This window comes from Actinoallomurus rhizosphaericola, assembly GCF_024055675.1.
Taxonomy (GTDB): Bacteria; Actinomycetota; Actinomycetes; order Streptosporangiales; family Streptosporangiaceae; genus Actinoallomurus; species Actinoallomurus soli.
In genome coordinates, this window is record NZ_JAMXMW010000009.1 from 49,315 (window position 1) to 62,791 (window position 13,477).

The following is a 13,477-nucleotide window of genomic DNA, read 5'->3' on the forward strand; positions in this document are numbered from 1 at the left end:
CCCCGCATAGACGGGTACCACCCGCGGCGGCCGTGAGCGCCGTGCAGACGGCGAAATCCGGCCGCTGCCCAGATCACCTCCGTGGACGGGTCCGGCCCGATCCTGGGCGTCCATCTTGAATGGCCTCGGCAAGATCCCAGAGAGAGCCCTCGCCTGGTACGTGCCACTGACCTGGTCCATGATCGGCATCAGGGGGATTCGGCCATCCCGACTCTTCCCGGATCTTGGCCTGAAGGCCTGATGGAGAATACCGATGACCGTCATGAAGCCATCGAAGCGGCTTCGTGCGGTCGTTCACCCAGGTCGCCTGCCGACGGCGCGGGTCCACAGCAAGCCATGGATCAACGAACTCGCGCTCCCGTTGCCCTTTCGTCGTGAAGTACAGGAAAGTCCCCTCGGGAATCCGGTCCGCATCAATGAGGGTCGGCACGGCGTTTCGGCGTCGCGTCTTCGGCTCGGGAGCGGATGGTCGTTCACTGGGTGAAGGCTGGGACACGACGGCTCCTGAACCCTGAGGACGGACTCGTGCAGTCCGGTCTACCTGACGCCGGTCGACGCCGGGCGCTGATCGCACCATAGTCAGGCGTCTCGTACATGAGGCGCAATCCGGCAATATCCGGCGAAACGCCCCGTCCTGCTCACGATGGCGCAGCTCAGCCCCGGTGGCCGATGGCCGCGTCGCGGCGTAACAGGGCGCAATAGCTCCGTCATTCCACGGCAACCCGCCCTTCTTAGCGTCCCCGGCGGGGATCGACGCAACGAAGGAGATAGATGGATCTCGCGGAGAATCCGGCGCTGGAGGACTACTCGCTCCGCTACGCGCCCAGCGCCTTCCGTTCCTGGTCGCCGTGGATGATCTTCTTGAGCTGCCTGGTCGGCCTGTCGGCCATGGCCGGCTACGCGCTCGACGCCGCGTTCGTGAACGCCTTCGGATTCGGCAACGCGCTCATCGGCTTCGCGGTCGCCACGGCGGTGACCTTCCCGCTGACCCTGGTCGCCGCGTTCGCCATCGCACGACGGCACATCGACATCGACCTGCTCACCCGTGGCGCCGGCTTCGGCTACCTGGGGTCGACGCTCACGTCGCTCGTCTACGCCACGTACACCCTGATCTTCCTCGCGTACGAGGGCGCCATCATGGCGCAGGCGCTGACCGCCCTGACGCACCTCGAACTGCACATCGCGTACGCGGTCGTCGCCGTGGTGATGATCCCGCTGACGGTGTACGGCATGACGTTCAGCGCGAGGTTCCAGGCGTGGACGTGGCCGATCTGGGTCGCGCTGATCGGGCTGGCGCTGTGGTCGGCGGCGACCGCCCCGCACGCGGTGCACCACATGGTCAAGCCGCACGTTCCCGCGGCGGCGGCCACCGGGGTCACCGTGCTGGCGGTGTTCACGATCGCCGCCGCCCAGCTCTCCCTCGCCGCGCAGGTCGGCGAGCAGGGCGACTACCTGCGGCTGATGCCCGATCCACGGCCGGGCCGCGCCGGCCGGTGGAAGCTCGCGGTCATCTTCGGCGGGCCGGGCCTGACGTTGTTCGCGGTGGTGATCTTCTTCGCGTCGACGCTCCTCGTCGGGTACGCCGAGACCCAGACCACGCCGGACCGGGCGGCCGAACCGGTGGAGCTGTTCACCGTGGTCTACCAGCGGATGACCGGCAGCCACACGGTGGCGCTCGTGCTCGCCGGCCTGCTCGTCCTGCTCTCCCAAATCAAGATCAACATCATGAACACCTACTCGGGGTCGTTGTCCTGGTCGAACTTCTTCTCCCGGCTTCTGCACCGTCACCCCGGCCGGGCGGCGTGGGTGTTCCTGCAGGTGGCGCTCGCGCTGCTGCTCATGGAGCTGGACGTCTACCACCACATCGTCACGGTCCTCGCCTGGTACGCGAACCTCGGGATCGCCTGGATCGCCGCCGTCGGCTCCGACCTGCTCCTCAACAAGCGGCTGCTCAAGCTGTCCCCGCCGGGTGTGGAGTTCCGTCGCGCCCACCTCTACAACGTGAACCCGGTCGGCTTCGGCTCGATGGTGGTCGCGGCGGTCGTCGCGATCGTCGCCTACTACGGGGCGTTCGGGGCGACCGCCGCCGCGCTCTCGCCGTTCATCGCGCTGGTCCTGGCGTTCCTGCTGCCGCCGATCCTCGCGGGCGCCACGCGTGGCCGCTGGTACATCGCGCGTACGAGCGACCTGCCGGCGGACGCGGAGGTGCTGCCGTGCGCGGTCTGCGCCGGTTCGTACGACACCGCGGACATGGCCGCCTGCCCGTTCCACGACGGGACGATCTGCTCACTGTGCTGCTCGACCGAGGGCTCGTGCCGCGACCGGTGTAAACCGAACGCCTGGCGCCCGGCCGGGGAGCCGACCCTCCTCGGCATGCCGGAGAAGCGCGCGGCGACCCTGCCCGCGGTGGCCACCGCGTCCGCCGAGGAGATGGGGCGGTGACGACCGAGTGCAGCGAGGGAAGCGAAAGCACGGTCGGCTCTCCGGCGAAGGAGGGCTCGTGACGACGTCGCTCATGACCAGGCCGCGTAACACCCGGATAATGGACCGGGAATCACCGCGAAATCGAACGCCCGTAATGTGCCCGCCCATGGCGGCTCGGGGACACGGACCGGGAGGAGCGCATGACGCCCAGGTCCGTCGCCTGCGCGACCTGCTGCGCTCGGCGGTCCTGCGCGGCCGCTTCGACGGCGGCCAGTTGCCCGGCGAAGCGGAGCTGATGGCCTCCTACGGCGCGACCCGGGCGACGGTACGCGAGGCCCTTGGCCTGCTCCGCCGCGAAGGGTTGATCGACCGGCGGCAGGGAGTCGGCACCCACGTCGTCGTCAACGCCGTCCTGGCCCGGATGGCCGAGGCGCACGGCGCGGCCGACCCGATGGCGGACAGCATCTTCAACCGGCGGATGCGCCCCCGCGTGCTCGACCGCTCGGAGGTTCCGCTGCCCGCGGTCGCCGCCGAACGCCTCGGCGCGCCTCCCGGCGCGCCGTGCCTCCGGTTGGAGTACGTCGCCCTGGTCGAGGACGAACCGACCGCACTGGCCACCAACTACGTGCTGTTCCCGGAGGGTGAGCGACTGCTCGCCCCGCCGTTCGACTCCGACTGGTACGCCCTGCTGCGCGAGGCGGGTCTCCGCTTCGGCGAGTCGGAGTTCATCATGGGCTGCTCTGCCGCCGATCCGGCCACGGCGTCGCTGCTCGCCGTCGCCGAGGGCGCTCCGCTGATCACGTTCGAGCAGGTGATCCGCGATCCGGACGGGCGGCCGTTCAACCTGGCGCACATTCACACGCGCGGCGACCGCTTCCTCTTCGTGTCCCGCGCCGTACGGGCCACACCGTGACGTCACGTCCCGGACGTCCCGTCGAGTCCTGACTCCGCGTCGTCGCAATGACCCGGCTGAAGCCCGGGCCCGCACCGTCCGCCGTACGGACGGCCGTGCGGGTCCCCGTCCCCCGGCCGCCGTACGGGCGGTCGCGTCCCCCTTGGAGGAAATCCGGATGGAGACACCCCTGACCGTGACCGAGGCCGCGGCGGCCCTGCGCGCTGGAACGGTGACGAGCGCCGAACTGACCCACGCGGCGATCGCCCAGGCCGACCGGCTCGACGGCGAACTCGGCACGTACCTCACCCGCTTCGACGAGACCGCGCTCGCCGCGGCCGAACGCGCCGACCGGGAACTCGCGGACGGCGTCGACCGCGGTCCCCTGCACGGCATCCCGTTCGGAGTGAAGGACATCCTCGCCGCGTCCGAGGGACCGACGACGGCACAGAGCCTGGTCCTCGACCCGGAGTGGGGGGCCGGCAAGGACGCTCCGGTGGTCTCCCGGCTCAAGGCCGCCGGAGCGGTGATCACCGGCAAGGTCACGACGATGGAATTCGCCTGCGGCATGCCCGACCCGAGCAAGCCGTTCCCGATCCCCCGGAACCCCTGGGACACCGCCACCTGGCCGGGCGGGTCGAGCTCCGGTACGGGCAGCGGTGTGGCGGCGGGCATGTTCTTCGCCGGGCTCGGCACCGACACGGCCGGCAGCATCCGCATCCCGTCGGCGTTCTGCGGGGTGACCGGGCTGATGCCGACGTTCGGCCGGGTGCCGAAGTCCGGGTGCGCGCCGCTCGGCTACAGCCTCGACCACGTCGGCCCGCTGGCCCGCAGCGCTCGCGACTGCGCCGCCGTTCTCGAGATCATCGCGGGCCGCCATCCGAGCGACCCGGACTGCGTCGACCAGCCGTTCACCATGCCGGACCTGGACGGTTCGCTGGACGGCGTACGGATCGGCGTCGTTCGCGAGCACCACTTCCCCGCGGACGCGGACCCGGCGCTCGCCCCGGCGTTCGACGGGGCGCTCGCCGCACTGACCGGTCTCGGCGCCACGCTCACCGAGATCTCGCTGCCGTACTGGCCGGAGATGCTGGTCGCCAATATCGTCACCATGGCCTCCGAGGCGCTCGCCTACCACCGCAACGATCTGGCCGGCCGGTGGGAGGACTACTTCTCCGCGACCCGGCTGATGCTGGCCCGCGGCGCGCTGGTGTCCGGCGCGGACTACGTTCAGGCCCAGCGCGTCCGGCGGGTCGCGCAGGAGGCGGTGGCGCGGCTGTTCGACGACGTCGACGTCATCGTCTGCCCCACGACGGCGATGGGCGCGCCGCGCTATGAGGACGTGACCGACGCCGACGGCAACATCAACATCGAGGGGATGTTCCAGTACATCTTCACTCAGTACTGGGACTGCATCGGCAATCCCGTTCTCGCCGCGCCGATGGGCTTCACCGCGTCCGGCCTGCCGCTGTCGGTCCAGTTCGCCGGCCCGGCCTTCGGTGAGGCCGCGATTCTCGCCGCCGGCGACGCCTTCCAGCGGGTCACCGACTGGCACCGTCGCGTGCCCGAACTCGCCGCCGCCCCCGCCCCCGTCACCGCCTGATCCGAGGAGAACACCGATGACCACCACCCCGTCGCTCATCGCACCGTCCGGCCCGGCCGCCGCACCGGACGCGCAGGCGCTCGCCGACGTCGGCGTACTGCTGATGCGTGCCGGCCTGGCCGTCAGCGAGCCGGAGACCGCCCTGCTGGCCGCCGGGTACGAGGCGCAGAACGCCGGCATCACCCTGCTGTACGCGGTGCCCGAGGCCCGCTACGTCGACCCCGCGCTCCGATTCCGCGCCGACGCCCGGATCGTCGACTGGGCCGACTGAACCGGCCGGCCGCGCACCGCCGGGTGGGGGACTTCTCCCGCGAGGGTTTTGCGGCGCCCGGTCCGGCGGCGGCCGCCGGGACCGTGAGTCCTCTTCAGCCCGGTTCGGATGGCCGGTGGGTGTGGTGCCGGGGCGCGGCCCGGCACCACACCTCGGTCGGGGGGATGGGATCTACGTCGCTCGTGCTCATGGTCGTAATGCCGAGGGCCAGCCCACTGGCCTTTATGGCGCACGCGCAGGTAGGCGCGGTTGAGGCGGAAGGAACGCGCCTTGTCGCCGGCGGCCGCGGCCGGGCGGGTGCGGGGCCGATGCGCTCACCACCGGACAACTTGATAACGCCGGCCGGTATTGCGGGTGCCTGGACTAGGCTCTCTGCGTGTTCGAAATGATTCTGGCGATGCCGAATCAAGTCCTACCTATCGGGAAATGGTGGCAGGCGCGCAGCCTGGTTGTACGTGACGGTGCGCTGGCAGCGCTTTTCGTGGTCCTGGCGTTCACCCCCGGCGTGGAGCACGAAGGCATGGTCATGGCGGACAACGCCCGCCGTCCCATCGACGCACTCGGTCTCGTGCTCTTGTTCGCTCAGTGTGTTCCCCTGGTCGTGCGCCGAATCCGGCCAGGCCTGTGTCTGGCGGTCATCGCCGCCGGGTTCGCAGTCCACGAGATGCTCGGCTATCCGCCCACGTTCGCCAGCGAGGGGCTGATCGTCGCGCTGTACAGCGTCGGGGCGTACCAGGACCGCTTTCGCCGGGTGCCGGCCGTCGCCGGGATCGCCGCGTACGTCGTCCTCGCGGTCGTGGTGGACGCCCAGGGCTCACCCGAACGCCCGGCCGGCTTCGTCGCGTTCTTTCTGATCGCCTATGCCGGCAGCTGGTCGTTGGGCGCCTGGATGCGGGTGCGCGCCCGGCAGGAGGCCGACCGCCGGCGACAGGCCGCCGTCACGGCGATCGCGGAGGAGCGTGCGCGTATCGCCCGGGAGCTGCACGATGTGGTGACCCATCACGTGACGAACATGGTGATCCGGGCGGACGCCACCACCTTTCTCGCCGCCGACTCGCCTGAGCAGGTGACGAGCGGCTTGGCCGAGATCGGCGAGACCGGTCGCCGAACGCTGGCCGAGCTGCGCTACTTCCTCGGCGTGCTCGACCCGGTGGACGACGAGCCGGAGCACGCGCCGACGGTCGGGAGCCTGCGGGATCTCGTGGAGGAGACCCGCTCGACGGGACAGCCGATCGAGCTGAACGAGGTAGGCGAGCAGGGGCCGATGACCCGCGGCGCCGAGCTCGCGGCGTACCGGGTCGTACAGGAATCGCTGACCAACGCCCTCAAACACGCGCCCGGCCGCCGTACGGTCGTCCGGGTCCGCCACGACGCGGCCGAGGTCGACATCGAGGTGAGCACGGATGGCCCCGACGGCTCCAGCGGTGCCGCACCGCGCTCCGCCGACGGACGCGGACTGACCGGGCTGCGCGAGCGGGTCAGCGTGGTCGGAGGCGAGCTACGGGCCGGCGGCCGCCCGGACGGCGGCTTCACCGTGCACGCCCGGATCCCGGCGGGAGGCGAGCGGTGACCATGCCGGACCCGCCTGCAGCGGGGAGCCCGATTCGCGTGTTGGTCTGCGACGACCAGAGCATCATCCGGGCCGGCTACGCCGCGATCATCGACGCCCAGCCCGACCTGGAGGTGGTCGGTCAGGCGGAGGACGGCCGGACCGGGGTCGAACTCGCCCGGCGGCTGCGCCCGGACGTGATGGTGACGGACATCCGGATGCCGCTACTGGACGGCATCGCGGCGACCCGGCTGCTGGCCGGTCCGGACGTGGACGACCCGGTGAAGGTGCTGGTCGTGACGACGTTCAACCTCGACGAGTACGTCTACGACGCGCTCCGCGCCGGGGCCAGCGGCTTTCTGCTCAAGGACTCGCGGCCGCACGAGCTGGTGGCGGCCGTGCGCACCGTAGCGGCCGGTGAGGCGTTGCTGGCGCCCGCCGTGACCCGCCGGCTGATCGGCCGGTTCGGCGAGCGGGTCCGCGTCGCGGAACGCGAGTGGGAGGACCCGGCCAAGCCACTGACCGACCGGGAGCGTGAGGTGCTGATGCTGATCGCGCGCGGGCTGTCCAACAGCGAGATCGCCAAGGCCCTCACGATCAGCCACGAGACCGTCAAGACGTACGTCTCACGCATCCTGACCAAACTCGGCCTGCGCGACCGCGTGCAGGCGGTGGTCTTCGCCTACCAGAACGGCCTGGTCAGCGGATACTGACCGGCGTCACTCCCTCGCGCGAGCTACCCAGATCATCCGCCTCAGCGGGATGATTCCCCGGCTTTGCTCTCCGTAGTGTTTCCGGCTGTTCGGCCCGTATCCGAGGCCGCGACCTGACGGAGGACATCGTGGGGAGACACGCCGATTCGACGGCGGAGCGGGAGCGGGCCACCCAGCGGCTTGAGGAGAAGCCTCATCGGGGGCCGCGACCGCCGTGGGTGCGCCTGATCGTGCTGCTGGTGCTGAGCGTGGTGGCCGACGGCGTCATCGGCTCGATCTACTCGGGCGTACAGAGCAACGCCGTCGCGCTTCTGGTCGTAGGGGTTCTGGTCGGGCCGCTCCTGACCTGGCTCGTGCTGCTGGGGTACACCACGATGGTGCGCGTCCTCGAACGCCGCCAGGCGGGCGAGGTCGGCCGGTCCGGCGCGGTCGCCGAGCTGGGCCGCGGGACACTCCTCGGAATCGGGCTGTTCTCGATCACCATCGCGATCATCGCGGTCTTCGGCGGATACGGCATCCACGGGTGGGGCAACCTCGCCGCCGCCATCGGCGCGTTCGGCATGACGTGCGCGGTGGCAATCGTCGAAGAGGTGATGTTCCGCGGCGTGCTGTTCCGCATCGTCGAGGAGAAGACCGGCACGTGGGGCGCGATGGCGGTCTCCGCGGTCCTGTTCGGCGCGCTGCATCTGATCAACTCCGGCGCGACGCTCTACGGCGCGATCTCCATCGCCATCGAGGGCGGGCTGATGCTCGCCGCGGCCTACACCCTCACGCGTACGCTCTGGTTGCCGATCGGGCTGCACCTGGGCTGGAACTTCGCCGAGGGCGGCATCTTCGGGACCAACGTCTCCGGCTCGTCCGACCACACGTTGGGTCTGTTCGAGAGCACGGTGTCCGGCTCGCCGGTGCTGAGCGGCGGGAGCTTCGGCCCCGAGGCGAGCATCATCGCGCTCCTGGTCTGCGGGACCATGACCGTCCTGTTCCTGCGCAAGGCCCGGCGAGCCGGTCGGATCCGCCGGCGTGAGACCTCCGTCGCACCCGCCTGAACCGTCTCTGAATCCTCCGGCGAATTCATCCCTCGACCGAAAGGCCTGGCTTAACGATGAAGAGCATTCATCCATCCGACAACCCTCATGTGAGGAGGGGCGCCGCGGTGGCGATGCTGGCGGGAATCGGGCTGCTGGCGAACATGATGACGGCGTGTTCGCACGACTCGAGTTCGGCTGAGCGGGCGGCTCAGACGACGCTTTCGGCCTCGACCACCTCGGCCAAGAACACGATCACATGGGGCGCCTGTCCTCAGCTCGCGGAGGGAACGACGAGGGACCCGCGGGAGAAGTGCGGAACGGTGAAGGTGCCGTTGGACTATCGGCACCCGGGCGGTAAGAGCATCTCGATCGCGGTGTCCCGGATCGCCACGGCCAAGCCCGGCAAGCGGCGGGGCGCGCTGCTCCTCAACCCGGGCGGACCGGCCCTGGAGGGCCTGGACATGCCCGGGCAGATGGCGCCGACCCTGCCGGCATCGGTCCTCGACCGGTACGACCTGATCGGATTCGACCCGCGCGGGGTCGGGCACAGCACCCCGATCAGCTGCCACCTGAGCGACCCCGACCTGGCGGACCTGTTCCCCTACCCCGCCGCCGACGGCTCGATCACCGCCAACATCGCCCAGGCCCGTACGACCGCGCGGCAGTGCGCCTCCTCAGTCGGAGACGACCTGAGGTTCTTCACCACCCCGAACACCGCCCGGGACCTGGACCGGGTCCGCCGAGCCCTGGGAGAGAAGAAGATCTCCTACTGGGGCCAGTCCTACGGCACTTACCTCGGCACGGTGTATCGCGCGCTGTTCCCCGGCAACACCGACCGGATGATCCTCGAAGGCAACGTCGACCCGAACCTCGTCTGGCAACGGCAGGCCGCCACCTGGAACAAGGGCATGGCCGACCGGTTCCCCGACGCCGCCCGCGTCGCGGCCGCACACAACGACAGCGTCGGGTTCGGCACCGACGTCCCCACGGTGACCAGGAACTACCTGGCCCTGGCCGACCGCCTCGACCGTAAGCCCGCCCCGCTACCGGGCACCGACGCGTCCCTGAACGGGCTGACCTTCCGGCAGGTCACCTACTCACTGCTGCTGCACAACGAGACACTTCCACTGCTGACCCGGCTCTGGAAGGCCTCGGCCGATTTGGCCGACGGGAAGCCGTCAGACCAGGACAAGACCGTGCTGGCACAGGTGTCGACCACCAACCCGCCCGAGCCCGGCGTGCCCGCCGACAACCAGGCCAGCATGTTCCTGGCCCTCACCTGCGGTGACGCCGCCTGGTCCCACGACGTGCAGAAGTACGCCGCCGACACCGCCGCGGACCGGAAGGCGTGGCCCCTGACCGACGGCATGCCGAGGAACATCTGGCCGTGCGCGTTCTGGCAGGCTCCGAACGAGGCCCCCGTGAAGGTCACATCGCAGGGTCCCCGCGACGTCCTGATCCTGCAGAACCGCCGCGACAACGCCACCCCGTGGGAAACCGGTCTCGGCCTGCGCCGGACCCTGGGCTCCCGTGCCGGCTTCGTCGGTGTCGACAACGGCGGCCACTACGTCTATCACGCGGGCTCCACGTGCGCCGACGACGCCACCGTCGCATTCCTCGCCCACGGGAGGCTCCCGGCCAGGGACCTCCACTGCACCGCCAAGCCGCTGAGCTGATGCGGTGACCACGACGCCCGGGGGTGTGCACCACGGGAGAGACAAGACCGAAGCACAGGGCGAGGCTGCCGGGGTCCCGGCAGCCTCGCCGCGTCTTCACGGCTGTCGCGGTCGGCGGACCGCGACAGCCACACGATCGGCGCCGGGTGCCTCGGGGCTGCTAACCGGTGACGTTCAGGGACGCGGTGGTGGAGAGGTCACCGCCCTTCTCGGTGGCGGTCACCGTGTAGGTCCCCGCAGGAGTGCCGGAAGGGATTCGCAGGGTCGCCTTGGCGGCCCCGTCGACGTCGGTGGTGACCGAGCCGAGCGCGGTGGAGCCGAGGGCGAGGTCGACCACCGTGTTCCGGTGGAACCCGGTGAGGGTGAACGAACCGTCCTCACCGGCGACGATCTTCGCCGGCCTGATCTCGACGGCCGTCGGAGGGTCGTCCGCGATCCGTACGGTGGCGACCTTGGTGCCGCTGACGTGGCCGGCGTTGTCGGTCGCACGGTAGCCGAGGTCGTAGGCGCCGACCGTGTCGAAGGTGACCGGCTCGCCCGCGTGGACGGTCTTCCAGGCGCCGCCGTTCACCTGGTAGGAGATCGCCTGCACGCCGGAGGTGGTGTCCGTCGCGTCGAAGGTGACGGTGACCGGGTTGCGCGGTGAGCCCTTGCCGTTGGCCGGGCTCCTCGTCGCGGAGACGTCGGGGGCGGTCGTGTCGATGTCGACGGGGAAGCCGCCGCTGGATCCGTCGACGATCCCGTTGCCGGACAGCAGGTGGTCGTTGACCGTGTGCCTCCCCGGCTCCGCGATGGTGAAGGGGACGGTGTAGGTCTGCCAGGCGCCCCCGTCGACCTGGTACTCGATCGTGCCGTCGGTCCGGTCGGTCGTCAGGCTGACGCGTACGTTGCTCGCGTACCAGCCGTTGACCGGCGCGGCGCCGGCCTTCAGCGTCGCGGTGGGCACGAGCACGGGCGTCAGGGTCCAGAAGTGGTCCGCGGTCGCCTGGTCCGAGCTCGTCGAGTTGACGGTGGTGGTCCCCTCGACGACGGTGCCGTTGCGGCCGTTGGCCGAGGAGTCGACCAGGGTCGCCCCACCGGCCTCATCGAAGGCGTAGTGCACCACGTCTCCGGCTCCGACCTTGCCACCGGCCAGGTCGGCGACCTCGGAGGCGCTCAGCGCCCGGCTGTAGACGTTGAAGTCGTCGACGGTCGCGTTCAGCGCGGGGTCGCTGCCGTACTGGGACTTGCCGATGTAGCTCCGCGTGGTCTTCCCGAGGTCGGACGGATGGACCGTCATGGCGGAGTTGGTGCCGACGACCTGTCCGTTGACGTACAGCGTTCCCGTGGTGCCGGAGACCGTGACGGTGACGAGCGACCACTGGTCGACCGGCAGCAGGCCGGTGCCGTTGATGCGCTGCTCTCCGCCGGCGCCGCTGGTCGTGATGGCGTACCGCAGCTCCTTGCCGTCGTTGAGGGTCAGGAACATGCTGGCGTTCGAACCGGTGCCGATGTCGAAGAGCCGGGACCAACCGGCGTTGGCGGCCGGATCGACCCAGGCGGAGACGGTGTAGTCGCCGGTCAGGCCGCTGACGGCGCCGTCGGGCAGGGTCGCGTAGGCGGTGGAGTTGCAGAACGACAGCGCCTTGCCGAGCCTGCCGGGCCGGCGCGGACCGGTGGCCGTGCAGCCACTGGTGGGAGAGCCGTCCGTCCACTGGATGACCTGGGCGCCGGTGTCCTTGCTCATGCCGGTGACGCCGAGAACCAGGCCGGTGCCGTAATTCGCGAACCGGTAGTGCCCCTTGCCGTCGGGGATGAGCTGCCACAGGTGGTCGGGAGTCCCGCTGTCGGACCAGATGACCGCAGGGGCGCCGTTGTCGGTGGAGGCGTTCTGGACGCCGAGGACCAGCCCGTTCGCCACGTTGACGATCTTGTAGAGGCCGGAGCCGGCGTCGACGAGCCTCCAGGTCTGTGTCGTGCTGCCGCCTGTGGCCGAGGCCTGGTCGACGGGCGTGCCCTCGGTGGTCCCCGAACCGGCGGTGTCGAGGGTGAGACCGCTGTTGACGTTGGTGATCGTGTACGTGCCGGCGAGACTGGTCGACTTACGGCCGGGGGTCACCACGACGTGATAGCCATAGGCCGCGTTCATGACCACCGGGACGGTGATCGAACCGTCGGACCCGACCCGGTACGTCGTGTCGGAGATCGTGACGGGGGCGGCCACGGGCACGGTCCGGCCGTATCCCGGGGTGAACTCCACCTTGACCTCGACGTGCCCGCCCATGGCGAGCTTGCGGAGTCCGTCGATCCTGATGGCGGACGAACGCGAGGCACCGCCGGCGACGATGTCCAGTTCCTTCTTGTCGTCGGTCACCGACGCGGCGCCGTCGATTCCGGTCGGTGCGGGCGGGGTGGTGACGACCATCTGGCCGCTCATGTCGGCGTACCACTTGTAGAGCCAGTACGCGCCGTTCGGGGAACCGCCCTGGCCGGTGAGCAGATCGCCGAGCGCGCCGGACTGGTTCCAGAACGCCAGCTCGGCGTCGTGGATCCCCAGCCGCTCGAACTTGGCGATGTAGCCGACCAGCGGACCGGGAATGCCGACCTCGGACGGGGCCGCGTACTCCTCGATCGCGATCGGGCGAGGACTGATGCCCAGGCTCTTCTCGATCGCCGTGACATTGGCGATGTCACCGACGATCTTTCCGGAGTTCTCCAGCTCGTGCCAGGCCAGAATGTCCGGAACGGTGTCGGTTGCGACCGCGTTCTTGAGGAAGTTCTGCATGTCGCCGATGTTGTCCGAGAAGCTCGGACCCTGAATCGGAGTCGTCGCGTCCTTGGACCGGATCTCCCGGTACGTCTTGGTCCAGAAATCCTCGAACGTGCCGTTGGACGACAGCCAGGTGTTATCCGATTCGTTCCACGGCGCGTACGCGGCCAGGTTCGTGATCCCCGAGGCCTTGACCTGAGCGATCTGCTGATCGACCAGAGTCAGCCAGGTGTTCCAGCTGAACTGGTACGGCCAGCCGGCGTACAGGTCCGACAGCCGGTCCACGACCTTCGCACCCGCCCTGGCCGCCTCCGGCGCCACCGTCAGGATGCCCCCCGTCGGCTGCTGCTTACCCCCCTGCGGCTTCTGCACGAACGTGTTCGGCTTGATCGGCTCGACCAGGCCGTCGGCCGGCGTCGTCGCGTCCGCCAGGCCGTACAGCGAACCCGTCGCCACATGCGTCACCGGACGGAACGGCTGATCGGCGTGCACCTCCAGGGTGTTCGCCGAGGTCGGGCCCGAACCCGTGGCGGCCTGAGCCGGGGACATGACGGCGGGGGTACCGACCGTCA

Annotated in this window: 9 protein-coding genes; 8 read left to right on the forward strand and 1 reads right to left on the reverse strand. The window is 70.0% G+C overall.

Annotated elements, in window-relative coordinates; genetic code table 11:
- The first annotated feature begins 771 nt into the window (after positions 1–771).
- From NE234_RS20780 to NE234_RS20815, 8 genes are all read left to right on the forward strand, one after another.
- Entirely contained in the window at positions 772–2,442 is a 1,671-nt protein-coding gene (locus NE234_RS20780) for a purine-cytosine permease family protein (protein ID WP_252782131.1), read from the forward strand.
- A gap of 148 nt (positions 2,443–2,590) precedes the next feature.
- Positions 2,591–3,337, forward strand: a complete 747-nt coding sequence (locus NE234_RS20785) for a GntR family transcriptional regulator (protein WP_252782132.1) — start codon at positions 2,591–2,593, stop codon at positions 3,335–3,337.
- Between the two features lie 157 nt (positions 3,338–3,494).
- Positions 3,495–4,919, forward strand: coding sequence for an amidase (locus NE234_RS20790; protein ID WP_252782133.1), 1,425 nt, complete (start codon positions 3,495–3,497; stop codon positions 4,917–4,919).
- 16 nt (positions 4,920–4,935) lie between these two features.
- A complete protein-coding gene (locus NE234_RS20795; RefSeq protein WP_252782134.1) occupies positions 4,936–5,190 on the forward strand; it encodes a hypothetical protein in 255 nt (84 codons plus the stop codon).
- Positions 5,191–5,575: 385 nt separating this feature from the next.
- Entirely contained in the window at positions 5,576–6,760 is a 1,185-nt protein-coding gene (locus tag NE234_RS20800) for a sensor histidine kinase (protein WP_252782398.1), read from the forward strand.
- A 2-nt stretch (positions 6,761–6,762) separates the two neighbouring features.
- Positions 6,763–7,452 (forward strand): response regulator, encoded by a 690-nt coding sequence (locus tag NE234_RS20805; RefSeq protein WP_252782399.1) that lies wholly within the window; start codon positions 6,763–6,765, stop codon positions 7,450–7,452.
- A gap of 128 nt (positions 7,453–7,580) precedes the next feature.
- Positions 7,581–8,498, forward strand: a complete 918-nt coding sequence (locus NE234_RS20810) for a CPBP family intramembrane glutamic endopeptidase (RefSeq protein WP_252782135.1) — start codon at positions 7,581–7,583, stop codon at positions 8,496–8,498.
- 113 nt (positions 8,499–8,611) lie between these two features.
- Positions 8,612–10,156: an alpha/beta hydrolase gene (locus tag NE234_RS20815; RefSeq protein WP_252782400.1), complete on the forward strand. Its 1,545-nt coding sequence runs from the start codon at positions 8,612–8,614 to the stop codon at positions 10,154–10,156.
- 160 nt (positions 10,157–10,316) lie between these two features.
- Here the strand turns inward: NE234_RS20815 and NE234_RS20820 are convergent, their stop codons facing one another.
- On the reverse strand, positions 10,317–13,454 hold the full coding sequence (locus NE234_RS20820; RefSeq protein WP_252782136.1) for an RICIN domain-containing protein: 3,138 nt from the start codon (positions 13,452–13,454) through the stop codon (positions 10,317–10,319).
- Positions 13,455–13,477 lie beyond the last annotated feature (23 nt).